The sequence below is a fragment of the Alteromonas sp. CI.11.F.A3 genome (assembly GCF_032925565.1).
GTDB lineage: Bacteria > Pseudomonadota > Gammaproteobacteria > Enterobacterales > Alteromonadaceae > Alteromonas.
Genome location: NZ_CP136708.1, coordinates 4,484,716 through 4,508,295, shown reverse-complemented (window position 1 = coordinate 4,508,295; position 23,580 = coordinate 4,484,716). Strand labels below are relative to the sequence as shown.

At 44.9% G+C, this 23,580-nt stretch carries 25 protein-coding genes; 24 read left to right on the top strand and 1 reads right to left on the bottom strand.

What is annotated here, in order from left to right:
• Window positions 1–66: 66 nt before the first annotated feature.
• Entirely contained in the window at window positions 67–1,551 is a 1,485-nt protein-coding gene (gene glpK, locus R1T43_RS19440) for a glycerol kinase GlpK (RefSeq protein ID WP_317351201.1), read from the bottom strand.
• A 157-nt stretch (window positions 1,552–1,708) separates the two neighbouring features.
• Between glpK and R1T43_RS19435 the strand changes: the two genes are divergently transcribed.
• From R1T43_RS19435 to rng, 24 genes are all read left to right on the top strand, one after another.
• Complete coding sequence (locus R1T43_RS19435) at window positions 1,709–2,467, top strand: DeoR/GlpR family transcriptional regulator (RefSeq protein WP_317351199.1); 759 nt, start codon at window positions 1,709–1,711, stop codon at window positions 2,465–2,467.
• A gap of 334 nt (window positions 2,468–2,801) precedes the next feature.
• Window positions 2,802–4,328: a glycerol-3-phosphate dehydrogenase gene (gene glpD, locus R1T43_RS19430; RefSeq protein ID WP_317351197.1), complete on the top strand. Its 1,527-nt coding sequence runs from the start codon at window positions 2,802–2,804 to the stop codon at window positions 4,326–4,328.
• Window positions 4,329–4,464: 136 nt separating this feature from the next.
• On the top strand, window positions 4,465–5,013 hold the full coding sequence (locus R1T43_RS19425) for a histidine phosphatase family protein (RefSeq protein ID WP_317351195.1): 549 nt from the start codon (window positions 4,465–4,467) through the stop codon (window positions 5,011–5,013).
• Between the two features lie 92 nt (window positions 5,014–5,105).
• Window positions 5,106–6,071 (top strand): MSHA biogenesis protein MshI, encoded by a 966-nt coding sequence (locus tag R1T43_RS19420; protein WP_317351193.1) that lies wholly within the window; start codon window positions 5,106–5,108, stop codon window positions 6,069–6,071.
• On the top strand, window positions 6,068–6,697 hold the full coding sequence (locus tag R1T43_RS19415; protein WP_317351191.1) for a hypothetical protein: 630 nt from the start codon (window positions 6,068–6,070) through the stop codon (window positions 6,695–6,697). Before R1T43_RS19420 ends, R1T43_RS19415 begins: the two co-directional genes overlap by 4 nt.
• Window positions 6,694–7,338: a type II secretion system protein GspM gene (gene gspM / locus R1T43_RS19410; protein WP_317351189.1), complete on the top strand. Its 645-nt coding sequence runs from the start codon at window positions 6,694–6,696 to the stop codon at window positions 7,336–7,338. The genes R1T43_RS19415 and gspM overlap by 4 nt, the downstream gene beginning before the upstream one ends.
• Entirely contained in the window at window positions 7,331–7,672 is a 342-nt protein-coding gene (locus tag R1T43_RS19405; protein WP_317351187.1) for a hypothetical protein, read from the top strand. Before gspM ends, R1T43_RS19405 begins: the two co-directional genes overlap by 8 nt.
• A gap of 1 nt (window position 7,673) precedes the next feature.
• Window positions 7,674–9,347 (top strand): pilus (MSHA type) biogenesis protein MshL, encoded by a 1,674-nt coding sequence (gene mshL, locus R1T43_RS19400; RefSeq protein ID WP_317351185.1) that lies wholly within the window; start codon window positions 7,674–7,676, stop codon window positions 9,345–9,347.
• Window positions 9,348–9,349: 2 nt separating this feature from the next.
• Window positions 9,350–10,264, top strand: a complete 915-nt coding sequence (locus R1T43_RS19395; protein ID WP_317351183.1) for an ExeA family protein — start codon at window positions 9,350–9,352, stop codon at window positions 10,262–10,264.
• On the top strand, window positions 10,261–11,424 hold the full coding sequence (locus R1T43_RS19390) for a tetratricopeptide repeat protein (RefSeq protein ID WP_317351181.1): 1,164 nt from the start codon (window positions 10,261–10,263) through the stop codon (window positions 11,422–11,424). Before R1T43_RS19395 ends, R1T43_RS19390 begins: the two co-directional genes overlap by 4 nt.
• Window positions 11,417–13,162, top strand: a complete 1,746-nt coding sequence (locus R1T43_RS19385; protein WP_317351179.1) for a GspE/PulE family protein — start codon at window positions 11,417–11,419, stop codon at window positions 13,160–13,162. The genes R1T43_RS19390 and R1T43_RS19385 overlap by 8 nt, the downstream gene beginning before the upstream one ends.
• 11 nt (window positions 13,163–13,173) lie before the next feature.
• On the top strand, window positions 13,174–14,400 hold the full coding sequence (locus R1T43_RS19380; RefSeq protein WP_317351177.1) for a type II secretion system F family protein: 1,227 nt from the start codon (window positions 13,174–13,176) through the stop codon (window positions 14,398–14,400).
• An 83-nt stretch (window positions 14,401–14,483) separates the two neighbouring features.
• Window positions 14,484–15,002 carry a hypothetical protein gene (locus R1T43_RS19375; RefSeq protein ID WP_317351175.1) on the top strand — a complete coding sequence of 173 codons (519 nt, stop codon included), beginning with the start codon at window positions 14,484–14,486 and terminating at the stop codon, window positions 15,000–15,002.
• Window positions 15,003–15,038: 36 nt separating this feature from the next.
• Window positions 15,039–15,671 (top strand): prepilin-type N-terminal cleavage/methylation domain-containing protein, encoded by a 633-nt coding sequence (locus tag R1T43_RS19370; protein WP_211069086.1) that lies wholly within the window; start codon window positions 15,039–15,041, stop codon window positions 15,669–15,671.
• Between the two features lie 108 nt (window positions 15,672–15,779).
• Window positions 15,780–16,283 carry a type II secretion system protein gene (locus R1T43_RS19365; protein WP_211069085.1) on the top strand — a complete coding sequence of 168 codons (504 nt, stop codon included), beginning with the start codon at window positions 15,780–15,782 and terminating at the stop codon, window positions 16,281–16,283.
• A gap of 14 nt (window positions 16,284–16,297) precedes the next feature.
• Window positions 16,298–16,855, top strand: coding sequence for a prepilin-type N-terminal cleavage/methylation domain-containing protein (locus R1T43_RS19360; RefSeq protein ID WP_317351172.1), 558 nt, complete (start codon window positions 16,298–16,300; stop codon window positions 16,853–16,855).
• Window positions 16,845–17,390 (top strand): prepilin-type N-terminal cleavage/methylation domain-containing protein, encoded by a 546-nt coding sequence (locus tag R1T43_RS19355; RefSeq protein WP_317351170.1) that lies wholly within the window; start codon window positions 16,845–16,847, stop codon window positions 17,388–17,390. The genes R1T43_RS19360 and R1T43_RS19355 overlap by 11 nt, the downstream gene beginning before the upstream one ends.
• Window positions 17,391–17,407: 17 nt before the next feature.
• Entirely contained in the window at window positions 17,408–18,253 is an 846-nt protein-coding gene (locus tag R1T43_RS19350) for a prepilin-type N-terminal cleavage/methylation domain-containing protein (RefSeq protein WP_317351168.1), read from the top strand.
• The gene (locus R1T43_RS19345; protein WP_317351166.1) at window positions 18,243–18,785 is read left to right on the top strand and encodes a hypothetical protein; all 543 of its coding nucleotides are present in this window, start codon (window positions 18,243–18,245) and stop codon (window positions 18,783–18,785) included. Before R1T43_RS19350 ends, R1T43_RS19345 begins: the two co-directional genes overlap by 11 nt.
• Window positions 18,786–19,054: 269 nt before the next feature.
• On the top strand, window positions 19,055–20,098 hold the full coding sequence (locus tag R1T43_RS19340; RefSeq protein WP_013785855.1) for a rod shape-determining protein: 1,044 nt from the start codon (window positions 19,055–19,057) through the stop codon (window positions 20,096–20,098).
• A gap of 37 nt (window positions 20,099–20,135) precedes the next feature.
• Window positions 20,136–21,035, top strand: coding sequence for a rod shape-determining protein MreC (gene mreC, locus R1T43_RS19335; RefSeq protein WP_317351161.1), 900 nt, complete (start codon window positions 20,136–20,138; stop codon window positions 21,033–21,035).
• Window positions 21,028–21,504 carry a rod shape-determining protein MreD gene (mreD, locus tag R1T43_RS19330; RefSeq protein ID WP_041453083.1) on the top strand — a complete coding sequence of 159 codons (477 nt, stop codon included), beginning with the start codon at window positions 21,028–21,030 and terminating at the stop codon, window positions 21,502–21,504. The genes mreC and mreD overlap by 8 nt, the downstream gene beginning before the upstream one ends.
• Before the next feature lie 17 nt (window positions 21,505–21,521).
• On the top strand, window positions 21,522–22,109 hold the full coding sequence (locus R1T43_RS19325) for a Maf family protein (protein WP_317351160.1): 588 nt from the start codon (window positions 21,522–21,524) through the stop codon (window positions 22,107–22,109).
• Window positions 22,109–23,575 (top strand): ribonuclease G, encoded by a 1,467-nt coding sequence (gene rng, locus R1T43_RS19320; RefSeq protein WP_013785851.1) that lies wholly within the window; start codon window positions 22,109–22,111, stop codon window positions 23,573–23,575. Before R1T43_RS19325 ends, rng begins: the two co-directional genes overlap by 1 nt.
• The last annotated feature ends 5 nt before the right edge of the window (window positions 23,576–23,580 follow it).

Sequence of the window (23,580 nt, the reverse complement as noted above, 5' to 3'; positions counted from 1 at the left end):
GTTATAAAAATATTTTTTTATATTAAAAGCGCGGTTTATTACCGCGCTGTATAAGGAAGGAGTAAATTAACTGCAGCGAATGCGGGCAACGGCGTTTTTCCAGCCGTCATAGGCCTTATCGCGCTCTTCTTTTGAAAGTCGAGGTGTGAAAATACTGTCGCTTTTCCAGCACTCGGTAAGAGAATCAACAGAGGTAAATACACCAGCTTGAAGGCCAGCAAGGAATGCGGCACCAAGTGCGGTGGTTTCAGTAATTTCGGGGCGTTCAACTTCTGCGCCCAATACATCAGACAAGAATCCCATTACCCAATCGTTTCGAGACATTCCGCCATCTACGCGAATAGTCGTTGGCCTTGCGCCATCACTTTCCATGGCTTTTTGTAAGTCTTTGGTTTGATAGCATACCGATTGCAAACCTGCGGCAACAATTTCGCTAATGCCGGTGTCTCGAGTTAGGCCTAGAATTGCACCTCGGGCATCGGGATCCCAATAAGGAGCGCCTAGTCCGGTAAATGCTGGAACAAGGAATACACCATTATCTTGTCGGGCTCTTTGTGCCAAGGCTTCAGTTTCCGATGCATCATCAATAAGCTTCAAGCCATCCCGTAGCCATTGCACGGTAGCGCCGGCCATAAAGATACTGCCCTCTAAAGCGTATGTGGTTTTACCATTTAGCCTGTAGCCGACGGTAGTTAACAAACGGTTCTTAGATTGAAGCGGCTCATCGCCCGTATTTAAAATCATGAAGCAGCCTGTACCGTAGGTACTTTTTGCCATGCCTTTTTCGAAACAGGCTTGGCCAACAAGCGCAGCCTGCTGGTCGCCGGCTACACCTTGAATAGGGATAGTACAGCCCAAGATATCTTTACTCACAACACCAAATTCATCAGCACAATCCATGACTTCAGGAAGCATTGATTTAGGGATATTAAAGGTGCTGAGTAAACGCTCATCCCAACATTGCTGATTAATATCGAACAGCATGGTGCGTGAAGCATTGGTCGCATCGGTTTTATGTGATTCGCCGTTGGTCAAACGCCATATTAAGAAGGTGTCCACCGTACCGAAAAGAAGATCGCCTGCTTCGGCTTGTTCTCTCGCACCGTCAACGTTGTCTAAGATCCAAGCCAATTTAGAGGCTGAAAAATAAGGGTCTAGCAACAAACCTGTGGATTCGTTGATATGCGCTACCAGACTTTCATCGTCATCGAGCTCTCGACACTGCTGGGCGGTACGTCTGTCTTGCCACACTATAGCGGGGTATACAGGCTTTCCTGTGTCTTTGTTCCAAACCAACGTGGTTTCACGTTGGTTGGTGATGCCAACCGTAGCGATATCTTCAGGTGATAACGAGCACTTATCAAATACCTGCTTCATGGTAGTGGTTACGCTTTCCCAAATTTCTTCAGGATCATGCTCTACCCATCCATCTTGAGGATACTTCTGAGAAAACTCTTGTTGCGCAACGGCTACAATGGCGCCATCTGGTGCAAAGATAATGCTACGTGAACTCGTGGTTCCTTGGTCTATGGCAAGAATGTATTGGCCCATGACACGTCTCCTGAACATAATTTGCTAAGAGTTTGCATCATTTACACCAGTTTAACAATGCTATATTTTCGAAAACGAACATTTGAGTGTTCGAATTGCCATAGGCAGGCAAAGGTGAACCACGTATAATGGCTAAATCGCCACAAGGAATGACCCAATGAACCAAACGCAAAGACACGAAAAAATTGTTAGCTTTATCAAACAAAATGGCTTCATGTCTATTGACGACTTGGTCACTCGCTGTGACGTTACCCCCCAAACTATTCGTCGCGATCTAAACCAGCTTGCTGAGGCCGGTATTATTAGTCGATACCATGGTGGCGCGGGGCTTAATCGAAGTTGGGAGAATACCCCTTATCAAGAACGCAAAACACAAAACAGCGAAGTAAAAGAACGAATCGCTGAGGCCGTGGCTGACATGATACCCGACGGGGCTTCGCTATTTATAAATATTGGCACCACCACCGAAATGATAGCTAGCAAGTTGCTTAATCATAAAAACTTGCACGTGGTAACGAATAACATTCATGTCGCGACCATTCTTTCTGCGAAAGAAGACTTCTCTGTGATTATCGCCGCGGGCGAAGTACGTTACCGAGATGGCGGTATTATTGGGGAAGCAACCTGCGACTTCATTAGTCAATTTAGAATGGATTACGGCATTATAGGCATAAGTGGAATAAGCGCTGATGGTGCCTTGCTTGATTTTGACTTTAGGGAAGTAAAAGTATCGCAAGCGATACTGGAACACACCCAGCACGTTATTCTTGCAGCAGATTATAGTAAGTTCGAGCGTCGAGCCATGGTAGAACAAGGGCATATTTCCCAGGTGGATTGCCTGGTGTGCGACCAAACACCGCCTCCTGCTATTCGAAAAATTATCGACGAAAACAACATCAGTTTCATTAAAGCCTAAGCGGCCAATCTATTACCTTTGTAACAACTTAACCGTGTCGTCGCTACCTCCAAAAACCGCTTTGTAGTTAGCATTGCTGTAATGACCCACCAGCCTTGTTACCCACGTATTAGCTGCTATGGTTAAGTAAGCTAATGGCTATACATAAAGCACGTGGGAATACCTAACCTCCATAAGAGTTTCTTATAAACTGTAAGTCTATGTTTAACCGGCGCTTCAGTCGCGTAGGTTGAAATTGCGCAAAAATGTTCGTTAATGTTCGTTTTGTGTTGACATGTTTTCTTTTTGGTTGTCAAATAGCCAGCATGCTAGTGAAGCCGAAAGGGGCGAGAACATGAATCAGAATACAAATAGTACACAAACCGTTGACGTATTAGTGGTTGGCGGCGGTGTAAATGGTGCCGGAGTAGCATTAGATGCGGCCGGTCGCGGACTTTCGGTAGCACTATGTGAAAAAGGCGATCTTGCAGGTGCTACGTCTTCGTCTAGCAGCAAGTTAATTCATGGTGGTTTACGTTATTTAGAGCATTATGAGTTCCGCCTTGTAAAAGAAGCACTTGCCGAGCGTGAAGTACTATTAGAAAAAGCCCCACATATTATGTGGCCTTTACGTTTTCGTTTACCTCATCAAAAGCATCTTCGTCCTGCATGGATGATTCGTATTGGATTGTTCTTGTACGATTCACTAGCCAAACGCAATGTATTGCCGCGCTCAAAGAAAATGTCGACGTCACCCACAGGCCCATTGGTTAATGATATTACAACCTGTTTTGAATACTCAGATGGTTGGGTAGATGATGCTCGTTTAGTGGTATTAAATGCACTAGCGGCGCAAGACCAGGGTGCTAGCATCTATACACGTACTGAATGTATTAGTGCTGAAAAACAAGATAAGTTATGGAAAGTCACTTTAAAAGACTCATTAGGGAAAACGTTTACAATTAATGCTAAGGCTGTGGTTAATGCAGCTGGGCCATGGGCTGTTTCATTCCTAGATAGACTTGCCGACACCAAAAACCCTAACGCAATGCGTATGGTGAAGGGCAGTCATTTTATCGTGCCTAAACTTTACGACACAGAAGAAGCTTATATTCTTCAAAATAAAGATGGCCGTATTGTTTTTGTTATTCCTTACGAAGATGACTTTTCACTTGTTGGCACTACCGATGAGAACTATGTTGGAGAGCCATCGCAAGCCGCTATTTCTGAAGCTGAAACTGAATATCTGGTTGAAGTGGTTAATACGTACTTCAAAACGAAAATTGACGAAAGCGATATTGTTCATAGCTACAGTGGCGTGCGCCCATTGCTTGAAGAAAAAAATGCGTCTGCTCAAGAACTAACTCGCGATTACAAAGTGGAGCTAAGCGGAACTGAGTCTTCACCAATATTACTTAATATTTTCGGTGGAAAAATTACCACCTATAGAAAACTGGCCGAGCATGCCGTAGATAAGCTAACTAGTTTGTTTCCAAAAGCAGGCAAAGCCTGGACCAAAGATGTACCACTTCCAGGTGGTGCGTTCACAAATAAGGCTGATTTTATTAACCAACTGCAAAAAGATTATCCATGGTTACCCGAATCGATAGGTGTTCGCTATGCGCGCCAATACGGCTTGTTATGTATTAAGTTCCTTAAAGGCAAAAGTAGTCTTGATAGTATGGGGGAGAATTTTGGGGCCGATATGTACCAGGCCGAAGTTGATTACCTTATAGAGCATGAATGGGCAATGTCCCTTGAAGACATAATGTGGCGCCGTACTAAACATGGTTTACGTTTAAATCAAAGCGAGCAAGCCAGCCTAGAAAGTTATATCACGAGCCGTGTTTCAAAAAGTGTTGATATGCAGCAATCTGCGTAGATATTCATTATAAAATCTAAAAAAAGCCCGTATTTTTATTTCACAAAGTGCGGGCTTTTTTATGTTCAATATACTTAAAAATGGCAATATATTTAGCTATCTAGTTTTGACGCTATTGATAAAAAAGGAGGGTAGGATGAAGGAAATAATTCTGATCCGGCACGGGAAGCCACAGTCTGCTCACAACAATAAATTAAGTGCGGGTGAATTTACCAATTGGGTTCGCCAATACAATCAGTCACCTTTAGACAGCGCCCATTACCCAAATGAAAAGCGCCGTTTTGCCACACACCACATCATCGCTAGCCCGCTAAAAAGAGCACAGCTTTCAGCGAGCTATTATATGGGCGAGCCCGCAGTTGAAGTTATTCCCGAATTAAAAGAAATGGATATTCCCTACTACAGGCTACCGCTAAGATTAAAAGCGTGGCATTGGGTTTTATTAAACAGGCTAATGTGGATTTGCGGGAAAACGGGGCGGTTTGAGTCTTTTATTGAGGCTAAAAATCGCGTGGGTAAAGCTGCCCATGCACTCGAAAAGAAAGCCGAACAGCACACTCAAATCGTTGTGTTTGGGCACGGTATGAGTAATCGTTATATTCGCGTTTTTCTGGCTAAAAGAGGCTGGGAAATAACGGAGAAAAATAACGGTTATTGGGGTGTGACGCGCTTAATAAAAAATTGAAATATTCTTAAAAATAAACAACTTTCGTCTACTGGTGCTATTGTTATTACTTTGTTGTAATAACACAATTATTCATGGTCAAAGATCTTACAATGCACATTGGATGGCGCCAATACTTAAAGCAGAAATTTAGACGTGTTCCCAAGCACCATGTGCTCGGCGTTTCTGTAGACGCTGAGTCTGTATCCTTCTGCATAGTAAAGCGTGAGCAAGATTCAATAGTTTTAGTTGACGAAGAAACGGTAACGCCAGAAAAATGGGGTGAAAAGCTTCAAACTTGGCTAAAGGAAAAAAACCTTCTTGGTATCTCAACTTGCGTGTGTATGTCTCACAGTTGGTACAACGCGTTACAACTAGACCGCCCAAATGTTGAGAACGATGAAGTTCACGGTGCACTGCAATGGTCTGTTGCCGAAATATTGGGTAGCGACAAAGCCTATGTATTTGATTATGTCGATTTGCCCGTGCCTCTTGCAGGCACTAACAAGGTAAACGTGTTCGCGTTACCTCGCTCTGTCATTGCTGATGTTGTCAGCCATATCCATTCTGCCGATGTCACTTTAAAAGAAATCACGACTGCTGAATTAGCGCTATGCGAGCTCATGCCGTCAATGGAAAGCGCCACCGTACTGTTAACACAAGAAGCCGGTGAAGAAGTGGTTTTGAATGTGGTTAAAGATGGAAACCTTTATTCTTCTCGGCGGTTAAAAGGTTTTGAAAATATTGGCTCGTTTTCCCAAGAAGAATTGGAAATGGGACTGCTTGATAATTTGGGTGTGCAAATTCAACGTTCTATGGACCACTTTGAAAGTCAGTTGCGCCAACCGCCCATCCGGTCGGTTTTATTTCGGTTAGACTCCCCGCATTCTACTACGCTTAAGATGCAGCTTAGCCAGTTAATTCCGGCACAAATCGACCAGTTAATTTCGCCTATTCAAGTCAACGAAGACATTGATGTTTATCGACTGAACTTGGTGAGCTTAAGTGCTGCGTTTTGTGCATTGGTTCCACAACCTATAGCACCTCCTACTTTGAGTACTGCAGGAGAGCTGAAATGAGACAGCGGATTAACCTCTATTGGCCAGAGTTTAAACCGGAGTTTCGCTGGTTGAACGTAGGCACAATGCTCGTAGTGTGGTTACTGACATTATTGGTAGTCGTGCTAGTTACCATGAGGTTGAGCGCGACGGTTCAAAAACAAAGTGCAGTGTTAAACCAAGCGCAAGAGCGAACTATCCAGCTTGATGAAGACTTAGCCATGGCGAAATCTCAATTAGCTGAACGAAAGCCATCACAAGTTTTATCTGAAGAACTCGAAACGTTAAACCTTTCGGTCAGCCAAAAAACATTACTTATCGAAGAATTGAGTGGGCAAGAAACCCGAGAGCAGGCGCCATTTTACCAAGCACTAAATGGTTTTGCCGATGTTGCAGACGGTTCTCTATGGCTAACGCGATTTGTGGTGCACAGTGAGCGATTGTCATTATATGGCAAGGTAAACGACCCAGGTGCACTGCCAGCGTGGTTAAAACGACTAGGAAACGCTAGCTACTTTGAAGAAAAAGAATTTGAAGTCATTAAATTAAGCCGTGATATCAACAAAGATGGCAATTCAAATGGCGTGTTGTCGTTTGAGTTACTCAGTGAGCCAGCTGATGAAGACGGTGAGGTGGCACCAGAATGAGCAAAGATAGCTTGAACAGTAAACTGGCCGCCATGAGCCCTCGAGAACTCATTATGCTCTTCGTCGCGGGCTTAGTGGTGATAGTACTTATTGGTTTCACGTTTTTCATTGAGCCCCTTTGGAAAAAGTCGCAATCGATGGAAAGAAGGCTAGCATCTGAAGCCACGCAAACCTCGTCGTTAAACCAACAATTACAAATTTATCTCGAAGCGCTAGAAGAGGATCCCGACAAGGCCTTGATATCAAGCATTGCAGAATTAGAAGAAAAAGATGCGATATTGGAAAGACTATTTAGAGATGAACTTAAAACCCTAGTCACCCCTGATGAAATGCCAGCTTTGGTTAGTCGTATGTTTGATGATGCACAACAAGTGCGCTTGGAATCTATGGCAACTATTGCGCCTGTTAACATATTTGCAGGACGTGAAGACTTATCAGAGCTTACGCTTTATCGACATGGCCTAACCCTAACGTTCAGCGGTAGCTATTTTGATATCAGAGACTTTCTTCAACGTGCTCAAAAAGAAAATATAAAGCTTTATTGGGAAGCGATGGATTACCAAGTCAGCGATTACCCTAACGGAAAAGTGACAATAGAGTTTTATACCGTTAGCACGCAAAGGACATTTATCCGTGTTTAAACTAATACTAACGACAGTGCTCACTTTTAGCTCCTTTTTATTGTTTGCACAGCAAGACCCAACTCGTCCTGGTAATACCAAAATGACGGGCATTGGTGCTGCGCAGCAAGGGGAGTTTTCCTTAAGTGCCATTATGTATTCTGCGCAAAGTAAGCATGCCATTATTAATAATAAAGTGGTCAGGGAAGGGGATGATATCGCCGAGGGTAAAGTAGAAAGCATAACTAAGAATACCGTGGTAATTTTGAAAACCCGTTATGCCAAGCCCGTACGAACAGTATTGTCTCTAGCGCCAATAACAACAATTAAAAAAAATGTATCAGAGGATCTGTAAAATGGGCAAGTTACCCCGTCTGTTTGGAGTACTAAGCATATCTTTAGCGATGGCCGGTTGTCAGAGTACATCCGAGCCTCAGCAGCAGCTTGTGTCAAAAGTTGAACAAGACTTACAAGCACAAATTGATGCAGAAAAAGCGCGTAAATCTTCACAAGTAAATACCCCAGTGCCCATCCCCTCTGCGGTATCAGCTGCATTGGCAGCACCCGAAAGTGTGTCTTCAACTAACAGCTTGTTCGGGCCACAACGTTTCGATGTTAACGCGCAAAGCGTGCCTATAAGTGCGTTTTTCGCAGGCTTGGTTGAAGGTACGCCTTACAGTGTTGCTATTCATCCGCAAGTATCTGGGGCGGTATCGCTGCAACTCAAGCAAGTTACAATAGATGAAGTTATGTCATTACTCAGTGACTTATATGGCTATGACATTGCGCGCTCAGGAACGGTTTTTAAAGTGCGCGCTGCTGGTATGCGTACTGAAACCTTTGCCGTTAATTACCTCTACATGCAGCGAAACGGGGCAACTCAAACCAGTATTACCTCCGGTGGTGTAACACAAAATAATAATCAAAATAACAACAATGGTTCTTCTTCGGGCTCGTACAGTGGCAACTTCAGTAGTTCCGATAGCTATGGAAGTCAGAACAACAGTAATACTAACGGCACAACGATAAACACTCGCACTGAAACAGACTTTTGGGCCGACTTGAAAGTGAGTCTTGAAGCTATGGTAGGTAAGGAAAACGGCCGTGCTGTATTTGTGACTCCGCAAGCTAGTTTAGTTACGGTGCGGGCCATGCCTGATGAATTGTCTGACATACGCCGCTTTTTGAAAACCTCAGAGGCTAACTTAACGAAACAAGTTATTTTGGAAGCCCGTATTTTAGAAGTTGAACTGAATGACGGTTATCAGCAGGGTATTAATTGGAATGAGATACTGGCCAATACAGGAAATACTGATTTCTCACTTTCAACTACGGCAGGCACTTTAGGTAATGATATCAGCGCTACCCTAGGTGGTGTAACAAGCCTCGCATTTTTGAACAAAGACTTCTCTGGGGTATTGTCGTTACTGTCTACGCAAGGGAATGTACAGGTGCTCTCAAGCCCACGTGTTACGGCGATTAATAACCAAAAAGCGGTTATTAAAGTGGGCGACGATGAATATTTTGTTACTGATGTGTCAAGCGACAGTACGGTAACCAGTACGACTACGTCTATTTCACCGGATATTGAGCTTACGCCCTTTTTCTCGGGCATTGCGCTAGATGTAACACCGCAAATTGATGACAAAGGCACGGTTCTTTTACATGTTCACCCATCGGTTATTGAAACTGCTGAGCAGCAAAAAGTAGTGACCATGGATGATGAGCAAATTGTATTGCCGTTGGCACAAAGCACCATTCGAGAGTCAGACACCATAATTCGAGCTGGTTCTGGCGAAATTGTGGTGATAGGTGGGTTAATGCAAACCAGTCAAACCGATGTGGTATCAAAAACGCCATTACTAGGTGACATTCCCTTGTTTGGTGAATTATTTAAGAATCGTCAAGTTAGCGAAACGAAAAAAGAACTTATCATTTTACTCAAACCCACTGTTGTAGGACACGACACGTTCGAACAGGAACTAGAAACCAGTCGCCAAAATATGGTGGATTGGTTGTATGTGGATTAAGTATGTACTTGTATCATTTTGGCATTAGAGAGCTTCCGTTTACTTTAACGCCAAACACCAGTTTTTTTTATGGCCTACCCAGTCATATTGAAGCCAGTGAGGTGTTACTCACTGCGCTTAAATCTGGTGAGGGTTTTATTAAGGTTACTGGTGAAGTCGGTACAGGCAAAACCCTTATTTGTCGAAAGTTTCTTAATGAGTTACCCGCGCATTTTCAATCAGCCTATATTCCTAACCCTCTTTTAAGCCCAGACGAGTTGCGCCGTGCAGTGGCAAGCGAGCTAGGAGTAGATATTGGTCAAACCTGCGATCAGCAGCGTTTCACCCAATGTATTCAAGAGCGACTTATCGATATTAATGCCCAGCAGCGAAGTGCTGTTTTGGTCATTGATGAAGCGCAAGCGTTACCGGTTGAAAGTATTGAAGCGCTGCGTTTAATGACTAATTTAGAGACAGAAAGCCGCAAACTATTGCAGGTGGTGTTGTTTGGGCAGCCAGAGCTCAATCAAAAGCTTTCAATGCCAGAACTGCGACAGCTAAAGCAGCGCATTACATTCAGTTACTCGCTATCGCACATGGATACCGACCAAATATACCATTACGTAAAACATCGCTTAGTAGTAGCAGGGCATCCAGGAGAAGAGGTGTTCGACTTAGCGTGTTGCCGACTCATGTTTATGGCCACGAAGGGCACGCCAAGACTGGTCAACGTATTGTGTCATAAGGCCATGATGCTGGCGTACGGCGAAGGTAAGTACAAAGTGGATGTATCACACATTAAATTGGCGATTGCTGATACCGAAGCCACTACATTGCCTTGGTACGCTTCTCTTGCATTGTGGCCTTCTTTGGTAGCAGCTGGTGCAGTGGTTTCGGTTACCCTTGCCAGTATGCTCGAGTTTGGGGGTATGGCATGAGTGTTGTGAATAAAATGCTGAAGGATCTTGAAGCTCGCGAGGGCGTTGAACAATCGCAAGCCCGCTATGAAGCTCCACAGAAAAAGTCAGTAAGTGCGCTTACTGTCGTTGTTGTGTTATTGGTTATCGTGACCATCGCGTTAGTTACGTGGGTGCTGCTTAACCCCGCGCCATCGGTTTCATCATCGGTGTCGCCCGTCTCCTTGTCTACGCCGTCTAATGCAAGTGCTCAACCAAGCATTTCACAAAACGACGATACGGATGCGCAGCAGATTTTATCAAAAACGGTACAGACGTCTGCCCAAGTTGCACCGGACACTTCTTCAGATACGGCGAAAAACATAGAGGGTAAGCAAGGTAAAGAGGATAAAGAGGGGGAACCTCAGAAAAGCCCGAGCCCGGTTGCTGCTAATGTAACCCCTAGTGCAAACCTTAACCCTATAACTAGCCCAGATACTCACTCCACTGGCATTGCTGAAGCGCAGACTGCATCGAAGTCGGTAGAGAGCTTAAAAACAGTCGAGTCGGCACCCGTGCCACGCTTTTCAAAACAGGTCGATAACACTAAAAGCGCCCCTGCGATAGACGAGCAAGTTCGTTTAGCCCTTGATAATAACGACTACAACACAGCCATTGGGCTGATGCAGCAGAAAGTGCAAAGCCACCCAAGTGATAGTGGTGCTAAGAAGAAGCTAGCGTCCTTACTCTTTGCCAGCGGCCAAGTAGAACAAGCGCAGGCATTGTTACAACGAATGCTTGTGAATACACCCAATGATCACAGCGTTCGCCTTATGTTGTCGCGGTTGTATGTGAAGCAAGGGCTAACCGAAGTAGCGATAAAAAACGCGAGTGAGGCTATTTCTTCATCCAGTAACCCCTTATCTATTGAGTTACTTAGTTTTAGAGCGAATCTACTGCAGCAACATGGCGTGTTCGACAAGTCACTTAATGATTATTTAGCGTTAACTAAGCGGCGACCTTTAGAGCCCAAGTGGTGGTTAGGTGCTGCGATAAGTGCTGACAGTCTGCAACATTCTGCGTTGGCGTTAAGCGCTTTCTCCAAAGTAATACAGATTGATACGCAGCAGGCCCTATCACCAGACGTACACCATTATGTGCAAGAGCGCATAGCTAGGCTTCGGGAAGTAGTAAATGAATAAACCCAGAATTCGCCTTGGCGACCTTCTTGTTCAGCACAATTTGATTAGTGCTGATGAGCTAATGACGGCACTGTCAGAGCAAAAAAGTACGGGGCGTAAGTTAGGTGCCACTTTGATTTCAATGGGGCTGGTGACTGAGCACCAAATGCTTGAATTGTTATCGCGTCACTTAAATGTTCCGCTTATCGATATCGATCAATTCCGCGTTAATCAACAAGCGGTGCTACTTCTACCTGAAATTCAAGCTAGGCGATATCGCGCACTGGTTATTGATGATAAAGGTGACACTCTGCTCGTTGCCATGTCAGATCCGGCAGATTTAACCGCAGTAGATCATCTTTCAGAAACGTTAAACAGGCAAATTGAACTCGCGGTAGTAAGCGAACAACAGCTATTTACTGCTTACGATACTTTCTATCGAAAAACCCAAGAAATTGCGAGTTTTGCCCAAGAACTGGCAGAAGAATACGATACCGAAGATAACTTCAATATAGAGCTTGGTGGTGCAGGGGATCAAGACACAACAGTAGCTCGCTTGCTGCAATCTATCTTTGAAGATGCCGTGATAGCAAAAGCGTCCGATATTCATATTGAGCCTGATGAGAATCAGCTGAGAATACGACAGCGGGTAGATGGGGTTTTACAAGAAACTGTTATTCCGGAGAAAAGTATAGCGGCGGCGTTAGTGCTGCGCTTAAAACTGATGGCGGGGCTAGATATTTCCGAAAAGCGTCTACCGCAAGATGGCCGTACGCAAATTAAGGTTAAAGGGCACAAAATAGACGTACGTTTGTCTACCATGCCAGTGCAAGGTGGCGAATCTGTGGTGATGCGTTTGCTCGACCAGTCAGCAGGGCTGCTCACTTTAGAACAAACCGGTATGCCTTCAGCGCAGTTAACCCGCTTTAGAAATTTATTACGCCGCCCCCATGGAATGATTTTGGTGACCGGGCCTACCGGTTCGGGTAAAACGACCACCTTGTATGGTGCATTAAGCGAATTAAATACGGCAAAGTCGAAAATTATCACCGTAGAAGATCCGGTGGAATACCGCTTGCCCCGTATTAATCAGGTTCAAGTGAACCCTAAAATCAACCTGACTTTTTCAAACGTACTGAGAACCACACTACGACAAGACCCCGACATTATTATGGTGGGGGAAATGCGTGATCAAGAAACGGTAGAAATTGGGCTTCGTGGCGCATTGACCGGTCACTTAGTCCTCTCAACCCTGCATACCAACGATGCTATATCCAGTGTAGTACGCCTATTAGATATGGGCGCGCCTGGTTACTTGGTGGCAAGTTCCCTTCGAGGCATTATTGCTCAGCGTTTGGTACGTCGAATTTGTGATAATTGCACCACTTCTTATACACCCACGGATGATGAAAAGGTGTGGTTAAACGGTATTGATGAAAATGTCGCAGACGTTGCCTTTAAACAAGGTCGCGGATGTCAGAAATGTAATCAAACCGGATACAAAGGGCGAATAGGGGTTTTTGAGTTACTCGAAATGAGTGAAAACATGATGAATCATTTAAAGGCCAGCGATATTCAAGGGTTTAGCGATGCTGCTACTAAAAGCGCGGGATATCGCTCTTTACCTCAATCTGCGCTTACTTATGCAAAAATGGGCGTAACCAGTGTAGAAGAAGTTTTAAAATTGATTGAGATGGTAGCCCAAGATGCCCCCTCTTCTGAAACTACTGACAACGCACACCACACCAACGCGCAATAGGGCAATGATAGATGGCACGGTTTAGCTACAAGGGGCGCGAACGAAATGGCGCCCTTACTGAAGGCGAGTTAGACGCGAACGATGCAACAAGTGCAGCGGCAATGCTGCGCGCTCGTAGTGTAACGCCCATTGCTATTGCCCCCATGAGCGCTAAAAAAGAAAGTGTGGTATCTGGTTGGCAAGGCTGGTTTGTACCAGAAGTTACCTTGGACGATTTAGTTATTTTTTGTCGTCAAATGTACTCTCTAACCAAAGCGGGTATTCCTTTACTAAAAGCGGTATCTGGTTTAGCCGAATCCTGTAATTCAATTCGCCTTAAACTTGCTCTAGAAGACGCTATCGTGAGTTTAGAGCGAGGCAGAACCTTATCTTCTGGCTTAAATCAGCACCCTAAAATTTTTAATCAATTGTTTGTGAGCATTATTCATGTTGGCGAAAACACTGGTCAGTTAGAAGATGCCTTCGCTCAATTGGCGATATATTTAGAGCGCGAACAAGAAACTCGCAAACAAATTAAAGCCGCCACTCGCTACCCCATCTTTGTGCTTATTGCCTTAGCGGGCGCGTTTGTGGTGCTTAATATTTTTGTTATTCCGAAGTTCGCCGATATGTTTTCTAAGTTTAATGCCGAGTTGCCTTTAATGACTCGAGCCCTCATTGGCACTTCAGATTTCTTGCTGAACTATTGGTACATGCTAATTGCTGCCGGGATATTCATTGCCTACATGATTAGACGTTCATTAAACACCAACATTGGGCGTTTTAATTGGGATAGACGCAAGCTTTCATTGCCCATAGTGGGCAGTATTTTCAATCGTTCTTTACTTAGCCGCTATTGTCGAAGTTTTTCAATGATGTTGCGGGCGGGCGTCCCTTTAACCAGTGCACTAAACTTAACCTCAGAGGCGGTGGGGAATGTGTATATGGGGCAAAAAATTATTGGGATGCGCGAGCGCATTGAAAAGGGCGAGGGGCTAGCACGAGTGAGTGCAGCAAGCGGACTTTTTACCCCACTGGTGATGCAGATGATACGCGTAGGCGAAGAGACAGGTCGCGTGGATGAATTATTGGTTGAGGCGTCGGAGTTCTATGAACGTGAAGTTGATTACGATCTGAAAAATCTGACAGCAAAGATAGAGCCTTTTTTGATTGTGGTAGTGGCAGCCATGGTACTGGTACTCGCGCTGGGTATTTTCACCCCCATGTGGGACATGATGAATGCAATAAAAGGCGTATAACTCCCTATCTTAAAGATGTGCTATAACAGTATGTTAAGAACAATTAATGACTGCTAAAAAGTAATAGCAGCAAGGGTAGTAACATGGTGACGAAAAGCGAAGTCGCAAAGAATAACAACCGATCCCTATTTATCAATATTATTGTGATCACGTTGTTTGCTTCATTAATGGCCGTTTTTATAGTGCGACTGAACACCAGCGAAGCTAATTTTGAGGCTCAGATGCTTAGGCAGTTAGCGCTCAAGTTGGAAGAGTCTGCAGTAACAGCTCATTGGAAGTGGCAGTCAGAAGGGCGACCAGTTCGCATTCTGCTTACACACTATGATAGGCAAGGTAATGAAGTTGGACGTACGCCTGTACTCATGAGTCATGAAGGATGGCCAGAAGTGCCCCCTTCCGTGCAAGGATGCAAGTCCCTTTGGAACGCGTTGCTAACCGTGCCTATGATAGTTAATGGTTTTAATGTAAGAGGTGAATATTTCCGTGGTGAGTTAGTCGACGATGAGGCCGTGAATGCACGTTGCCGATTTTCCTTAAGTGCGGGGGATTACTTTGACTACTTTGTATTTCGTGGTGATGTGGTTCCAGAAGACGAACAGTAACAAACAAACTGAATTTTAATAATGAGAAAAACTGGGATGGTCCAAATGAAAAAACAACGGCATCAAATAGCAGCAAAGCAATCAGGCTTTACGCTAATCGAGCTTGTGATTGTAGTCGTATTACTTGGGCTATTAGCGGCCGTGGCGATTCCACGCTTTCTTGATATTACTGAACAAGCTGAAGATGCCACGGTTGAGGGCGTTGCAGGTGGTTTCGCCACAGGTGTTGGACTAGTGCGCGCACAGTGGGAGATAGAAGGTCGGCCGGAAGAGAATGCGTCTACCAATCAAACCTTTGTCACCCTTGATGGCATTAACGTGGCGGTTGATCAGGACACCGGTTATCCCACAGGCTTGCTTAACGGTGATGGTAACAGTCAAGACACGGCCATTACCGCATTAGACTGCGAAAGTATTTTTAGTTTAATAATGCAAAGTGCGCCTTCCATCACGTCAAGTTTTTCAGAGTCTCCATTTGACGGTTACCGATACTTTGCTACAAATAGTAGTGGCAGCGGCGCAAGTGGTAATGACCTTTGCTATTATTACCTTAGCCAGTCTATAAAAAACCTGAACAGTAGTCCTACGAATGATACACAAGGTGATGGGTTTCTGTACGACCCTCGGATAGGTCAAGTTATCGTATTTAGTAATGATTCAAACTCATAACTATGTATCGAGTTGTATACGTAACGTAGTGATTTTTAAACTAAAGTTTTATATTCAATAACGTCATTTTTGTAATAATAAACGTAATTGAAATAAAAGGACATTTTTATGCAGCAACGTGGTTTTACCCTTATTGAGCTAGTCATCGTTATCGTAATTCTTGGTATTTTAGCGGTTACCGCTGCGCCTCGGTTTGTAGGTTTCCAAACTGACGCTCGTATTGCTACGCTAGAAGGGGTAGAAGGCGCACTGATTAGCGCTACAGAAGCTATCCATGCAAAAGCAATTATTGCTGGCGCGACTGCATCGTCCAACACGACCATCACCGTGAACGGCACTGACATCAACGTTCGTTATGGCTACCCGTACAGCACCTATTTCGATGACAACAACAACACCACGACTGTGCAATTAGATTCGTACATGAACCTAGATATTCGCGCAGTAAACACCGCAGCAGACCAAGGCACTACAGATTGGTACGTGAGTGCAAATGGAACTTGGGCACGTATTTACCCTGACGGTTTTGAAGGTGCTAACTGTTTTGTTGAGTACCGAAATGCGGCAGCGGGTGGTTCACCGACTATCACATTAACCTCGACTGCTTGCTAAATATTACCTAGCACATGGCCAGGCATTTCGTTCCTGGCCAGCGTCAAGCCCGAGGCGCTGGCTTTACGCTTCTTGAGCTCATTATAGTCATCGTCGTTATTGGTATCCTAGGCGTGGTCGCTTCTGCGCGAATACAAGATGATACCGGCTACACAGAATATTCCCTTCAAACACGCTTTCTCTCTTCTTTGCGAAATATTCAAGGCAAGGCTATGCAAGATAATCGCGTGGGCTATTGCTATCGAACTATTGTAAGTTCGCCTGGTGACGGTGCCTACGGGCCTACTGTCGTTAATTACTCCAGTGCAAATCAATCAGCTAGCTGTGGCGCTACTATTGCCGCCAATGCCCCCAGTTTCCTAGCCGCTCGCGGTGATGAAATAGGTGGTAAAGGGGTGTCTGTTGCGTTTTCAGAAGGTGTAGCTTCGCCTTCCTATATTGACTTCGATTACCTTGGACGGCCAATAACCGCCACGGGAAGTTGCGCATCAAATATTTGCAGAGTGACTTTTTCGGGTACCGCTACAGTAGGCGTTTGCGTTGAAGCTCAGGGGCTTATTTATGCGTGCTGAGCGAGGTTTCACACTACTTGAGATAGTGATTGGTTTGGTGGTTACCAGTATTGTCATGCTGATTGTTACCAACTTACTTGGCGCGCAAGCGCAACAAAGCGTGGCACCTGTTACCCAAGCCCGAGCTAATGTATTCGCTCAAGGGTTACAACGAGAAATACTGAGTAAGGCATTTGATGAAAACAGCAGTGGGCATAATGCCGGTGAGCGATGTAGCGACACTGTTAGCTGCACGACTAGCGCAAACTTGGGGCCAGATAGTGGAGAAAATCGTAGTACGTTTGATGATGTAGATGATTACCACGGTTACAGCGTTATTCGAAACAGTGCGGGTCAAACCATTACGCAAAGTGGGCAAAGTCTATATCAAGGCTACCAGCTTAACGTAGTGGTGTTTTACGATGATAACCTTGATGGTATTGATGATGCTGCGGGCGTGGGTAGCTATACGGGCAATGCAAAATTGGTCCGCGTATCGGTACTCACTCCTAACGATGAAACCATTGTTTTTAGTAGCTATCGGTGGAATTACTGATGGTAAATAGCAGACCCATGAATCAAGCTCGGGGCTTTACGCTTGTAGAGCTTGTTATCGTGCTAGTAGTTATGGGGGTGATAGCCACAGGAATCGCAAAAGTGGTCACCAGTAGCATGTCTGTATTTGTTGGCGTAAGTGAAAGAGAGCAACTTGTCGCCCAAACGTCTTTTGCAATGAATCGTATGGCCCGTGAACTTCAAAGCGCAGTGCCTGCCAGTGTTAGAGTAAGGGGATCATCGTCTCAGCATTGCTTGCAGTTCGTGCCTGCTGATGCGGTAACAGGTTACAGCGACATTTCCATTCAGCCTGCCGCTGAAAATACTATCGATATTTTATTTCCTGCGGACGCCCTCGATAACATTCAGCCCTTTTCCACCAGTGCATCTGTGATTGTTGCACCAAGTAGCGTATTAGATGTTTATAACGCCGCTAATGATTACCGCCAACCTATTGTAAGTTGTGCCGATGACGGAGATGGCGATTGTGCAACAAGAGACAGCACAGACGACACTCTCGAAGTTACGGTGAATGATGCTTTTGCTGAAGCATCACTCGTAAATCGTGCCTATATTGCTTCAAAAGCGGTGAGCTTTTGCTTAAGAAATTCAGTACTTCATCGGTTTGAGTCTGGGTTTACTACATCGCAGCCTTTGGCTTCGGCAAGTAGCCCAAGACTAGGAGTGGACTTCATTAATGCTTTATCTGCCTCGCCTGCTAGCGGTAGCCTAAACGATGACCCTTTTCAGGTTCGCAGTGTGAACGGTGGGGTTAATAATATGGTGATGTTGCGCCTACGCGCCCAAAAGGGCGATGAAGTATTGAGTCTGACGACTGAGGTGGCAATTGAAAATGCGCCGTAAACCTTTGCCTCAAGAATATTCAGTGCATGAAACGCTTTTAAGGCGTAATAGCAATAGAGCAGGAAAAACACTTTCTAGTGCGGGAGTAGTGGACGCTTCGTTGTTATCCATCTCGCTAAAACGTCAGCAAGGCAGTATGTTGGTTACAGCACTGTTTATTATGATAGTGCTGGCGCTGTTAGGTTTAACCCTAGCTTCGTCACTTTCTTCTACTGGCAACAAGGTAGCGGCGGATAACATAGGGTTTCGCGCTCAGCTAGCAACAAAAGCGGGGTTGGAGCATATAAAGACCACGGCAAACCCAGCAGGTGCAACCCCATTATCTTGCAGCGGCACCATTAACAGCCCCGTTTCTTTTGCCCAAATTAGAGGCCTTGAAGGGTGTACCTACCAAGCCAGTTGCCAAACAACCAATACGACCATTGCAGGCGTAGACTATTATTTCTATCGTTTTTCTTCTACCGCTCAATGTACAGCCAGTGAGTTAATTTCATCGCATACGCTGACCGATTCAATGATGATTAAACAATAAATATCTGCATTAAGGTGAAACTTCCGGTTTAAATGCTTGTCTACACCCACTGGTTTAAAAGTAGCCACTTAACAAGAAGTTGGTAAGAAGTGAGTAGAAGGCGCCGTGGTTTCCACTTAATCGCAACCTAATCGTTTAAAAAATGGTTCTCTGCTTGCCCAAATATGCCCCCATTGTTAAAGTGTGCGGATAAACATCGACTTCACGTTAAAGCGCGTCATCTCACCCTTGCTAACACGCGATAACACAGAAACAGGAATACACTTTTCATGTTTAAAAAGCTTCGAGGCATGTTCTCTAATGATCTGTCCATCGACCTCGGAACAGCTAACACGCTGATTTACGTTAAAGACCAAGGTATTGTACTCAACGAACCCTCTGTAGTGGCTATTCGCCAAGAGCGTGCTGCTGGACCGAAAAGCGTTGCCGCTGTAGGTGCAGAAGCCAAACGAATGCTAGGTAGAACACCTGGTAACATTCGCGCTATCCGCCCGATGAAAGACGGTGTTATTGCCGACTTTTATGTGACAGAGAAAATGCTTCAGCACTTTATTAAACAAGTGCATGACAACAATTTCCTTCGCCCTAGCCCTCGTGTTTTAGTTTGCGTTCCATGTGGCTCTACCCAAGTAGAGCGCCGAGCCATTAAAGAGTCTGCACTAGGTGCAGGTGCACGCGAAGTGTATTTGATTGATGAACCTATGGCCGCAGCGATTGGTGCAGGTTTACCTGTATCAGAAGCAACCGGTTCAATGGTGGTCGATATTGGTGGCGGTACAACTGAAGTGGCTATCATTTCACTTAACGGTGTTGTGTACTCTTCATCGGTACGTATCGGTGGTGATAAGTTCGATGAAGCTATCATTAACTATGTACGACGTAACTTTGGTTCACTTATTGGTGAAGCAACAGCCGAGCGTATTAAGCATGAAATTGGTGCTGCTTACCCAGGTGAAGAAGTGCGTGAAATTGAAGTGCGTGGTCGGAACCTTGCTGAAGGTGTACCTCGTGGCTTCACATTGAACTCCAATGAAATTTTAGAAGCCTTGCAAGAACCGCTTACGGGTATCGTTTCTGCGGTTATGGTTGCCCTTGAGCAATCTCCACCAGAACTTGCTTCTGATATTTCAGAGCGCGGCATGGTACTTACCGGTGGTGGCGCATTACTGAAAGATTTAGATCGTTTGTTAATGGAAGAAACGGGCATTCCAGTCGTTATTGCTGATGATCCGCTAACTTGTGTAGCACGTGGCGGTGGTAAGGCATTCGATATGATTGACCTACACGGTGGCGACCTGTTTAGCTATGAGTAAACAGGAAAGGCAACCTTAAGGTTGCCTTCTTTGTATTATGGATACTATTTTTACTCGCGGTCCCTCACTGAATAATAGATTAGCGCTGGCCATTGTGTTGTCAGCGTTACTTATTTTTGTGGATCACAAAGTGGAAGGGTTTAAATCGACACGGGTCTATTTAAATTCATTCATGAGCCCCCTTCAGTATTTAGCTAACTTACCTCGGTTAATGCTAAGCGAAAGCGCCCAGCGCTTAACCTCCCATGAAGATCTTCTCGAAGAAAACGACAAGCTAACGAATCAACTGTTGCTCATGAGCGAGAAGCTCCAGCGGTTTGAAGCCTTGTCTCAAGAGAATAAACAACTTAGGCATTTGCTGGATGCGCCCGTACGTAACGACTTACGTAAAATGGTGGCCGAGCTCATGGCGGTTGATAAAAACCCCTATAGCCAGCAGGTGGTCATCAACAAAGGCGCCATTGATGGGGTTTATTTATCTCAGCCCATCATTGATGAAAAAGGCATAGTAGGGCAGGTTATGGAAGTGGGCAGCACCAACAGCCGTGTGCTATTGCTTGCCGATGTGACCCACGCTATTCCTGTTCGCTCCCAACGTAATGACATTCGCTTTATTGCCACTGGCAGTGGGGCGTTAAACGAACTGTATTTAGAGCATGTACCTCATAGTGTCGATATTAAAGCAGGAGATGTATTGATTTCCTCCGGTTTAGGAAAAATTTTTCCTGAAGGGTATCCCGTGGGTACAGTGAAAGAAGTACGGCGTGATGAAAGTCGCCCATTCTCTATTGTAACCGTAACGCCTATGGCCAAATTAGACCGACTAAAGTACTTGTTACTCTTGTGGTCTGATGAAGGTAAATCTATCGACAGCGATGTAGATAATGAGAGTAATAGCAACATGGTAAGTAATGAGGAGGCTGAAGATGATTCGTAAGCGTCATTCGGTTATCGTCACTACGCTTTTGATTGCGCTTGTCCTTCAAATCGTGCCATTACCTATTCAAGTTGATTTATACCGCCCAGATTGGGTGCTGATTGTGCTTGCGTACTGGAGCATGGCGCTTCCCCATCGCGTGAATGTGGGCGTGGCCTTCTTAACCGGCGTGGCGGTAGATATATTGGTGGGTACAACCTTAGGTATTCACAGTCTAAGCTTAAGTATCTCAATTTATATTTTGGCAGCGAACTATCAGCGGCTACGAAATTACTCTGTTTGGCAACAAGCTATCGTTATAGGGTTGCTTTCTTCGCTCTACCACTTGCTCACATTCTGGGTGCAGCACCTACTTACAGATATCTATTTCCAACTGGATTATTTGTGGCCTGTACTTACCTCTATGCTGTTATGGCCATGGGTGTTTTGGCTACTTCGTAAAACCCGTCGCCAGTTTTCCATAAGTTAACGTTTGAGGCTCCTATCGTGAATTATTCAGTGGTTTTAGCCTCTGCTTCCCCTCGTCGTACCATGCTTTTAGATCAGATGGGCATTGCTCACTCAGTAAAGCCCGTAGACATCGATGAATCAGCCCTTGTGAATGAAACGCCTGAAGCGCAAGTGGCTCGTCTTGCTGAGCAAAAAGCGAAAACAGCTCTCGCACGGTTACAAGATGAAGATGTACTTAGTGAAAGTACGCGGGTGTTAGCCTCTGATACGCTTATTGCCTTTAACGGGGTGAGTTTGGGAAAGCCGAAAGATAAAGAAGACGCTAGACGCATTCTTTCAATGTTATCGAACAACCAGCATGAAGTATTGACGGCCATTAGTGTGGCGTCTACCACCAAGCAAGTAACACAAACTATTACCACCAAGGTAACTTTTGCCGCATTGACGAACGATGAAATTGACGCATACTGGGACACAGGTGAACCTGCTGATAAAGCAGGTAGTTACGCCATTCAAGGTATTGGCGGTCAGTTTGTAAAAGCAATAAACGGCAGTGCTAGCGCAGTGGTTGGATTGCCTTTGTATGAAACAAGGCAATTACTTAGAGAATTTGGAGTCGTGTAGTGAGTGCAGAGCTACTAATCAATGTTACACCGTCAGAGTCTCGTGTTGTTCTCATCGAAAATGGGATATTGCAGGAAATTCACGTAGAGCGTCATACCAAGCGTGGCTTAGTGGGCAATATCTATCGCGGTAAAGTTAGTCGGGTACTCCCCGGTATGCAAGCCGCATTTGTGGATATTGGCCTTGAAAAAGCGGCTTTCCTACATGCTTCTGATATTGTTATTCACAATGAAATCGCTGAGGAAGTCTCAGCCAGTCACATTCAAAAACAAGACATTCGTGAGCTTGTTCGAGATGGCCAAGATATCGTTGTACAAGTAGTAAAAGACCCGATTGGCACCAAAGGTGCGCGCCTGACTACCGACATTACTATTCCAAGCCGCTATTTAGTGTTTATGCCAAGCGTGACTCATGTTGGTGTGTCTCAGCGTATTGAAGAAGAGGCCGAGCGCGAGCGCTTAAAAACCCTTGTGCAAGAATTCTGTGATGAAAACGGCGGTTTTATTTTACGTACCGCTGCTGAAGGGGTAGGCAAAGCTGAATTACAGCAAGATGCTGCCTTTTTACGCCGATTGTGGGACAAAATTCAATCCCGAATGAAGAAGCGTAAATCTAATGTTTTATATGAAGATTTACCGCTGGCACGCCGCGTATTGCGTGATTTCGTCGGCACCGAGTTAGACAGGATTCGAATAGACTCTAAGTTGTCTTTTCAAGAGCTGTTCCAGTTCACGAAAGAATATGTACCTGAAATGAACGGTAAGTTGGAATATTACACGGGCGACAGGCCTATATTCGACTTGCATGATGTCGAAAATGAAACCCAGCGGGCGCTTGAACGCAGGGTCGATTTGAAGTCAGGCGGTTATTTGATTATTGATCAAACCGAAGCTATGACCACCATTGATATCAATACTGGTGCATTTGTTGGGCATCGTAACTTAGAAGAAACTATCTTTAATACTAACACCGAGGCGACACAAGCCATTGCTAGGCAGCTTCGGTTACGTAATTTAGGCGGTATGATCTTAATCGACTTTATCGATATGATTGAACCAGACCACAAAAGACGTGTCTTACATAGTCTAGAAGTGGCGACAAGTAAGGACAGGGCCAAAATTAATATTCACGGGTTTACGTCGCTTGGGCTCATAGAAATGACCCGTAAGCGTACCCGTGAAAGTATTGAGCACATATTGTGTGGCGAATGCCCAGTATGTAAAGGCCGAGGCACGGTGAAAACCGTGGAAACCATCTGCTTTGAAATTATGCGTGAAATTGTTCGAGTGAACCGCGCATACGATGCTGATAAATTTGTTGTTTATGCTTCTCCTAAAGTGGTTGAAGCATTAATGGGCGAAGAATCACATATGCTTGCAGAGCTGGAAGTGTTTGTATCGAAACAAATTAAGGTACAAACCGAAACCTTGTACAACCAGGATAAGTACGACGTCGTCATGATGTAATGCAT